Source organism: Kosmotoga sp. (assembly GCF_982836095.1).
Genome location: NZ_CEYIHJ010000236.1, coordinates 1 through 697 on the forward strand (window position 1 = coordinate 1; position 697 = coordinate 697).

1 protein-coding gene is annotated in these 697 nt (G+C 43.0%); it reads right to left on the bottom strand.

From position 1 onward, the window contains the following. Positions 1 to 687, bottom strand: a 687-nt coding sequence (locus AC3LHT_RS10585) for an ATP-binding protein (protein WP_488662872.1), incomplete at its 3' end; no start/stop codon positions are given. Positions 688 to 697 lie beyond the last annotated feature (10 nt).

The following is a 697-nucleotide window of genomic DNA, read 5'->3' on the forward strand; positions in this document are numbered from 1 at the left end:
ATGCCTTTTCCACGGTATGACCTCCTTTTTCAAACCAATAAAAAAGGGATTCCCGTTCGTCTTTGCCAATACGAGCTTTGACAGGGGAAGAGAGGCTTCCTGATCACAGCTCAGGGTGTCTGAAACAAACTCATTGATGTGGGGCAATTCTAAAGGTGATAGGGAAATATGATCGACCTTTGTTCCCGCCTCCTGAATTTTATTTAAGATTAAAAACAAGGGATGGGCCATGCTGATTTCACTATCCCGATAGGCGCCAATTAAAAGCATGTGCTTAATAGCAGACGTCTCCATAAAAACCCTGATCAATTCCAATGAGGCCATATCAATCCATTGTAAATCATCCAGGAAAAGCATCAGGGGATGTTCCCGTGTCGAAAGCACCGTTACAAAGTTCCTAAAAACAAGATCGAATCGGTTTTTAACCTCCTCAGGTGAAAGCTCCGGAACAGAGGGTTGTGGGCCAATAATCAGCTCAAGTTTTGGTATCACATCAATCATAATCTGCCCATTGGGGCCAAGAATCTTCATGAGTTGTTCACGCCAACGCTTAAGTTCTTTTGTGCCTTCTGTTAGAAGCTGCTGAACTAACTCATTAAAAGCATTAATTATGGCGCTGTAGGGAATGTTGCGCTTAAACTGGTCAAATTTTCCGGTTATAAAATAGCCGCTGCACTGGGTGACCACTCTATACATC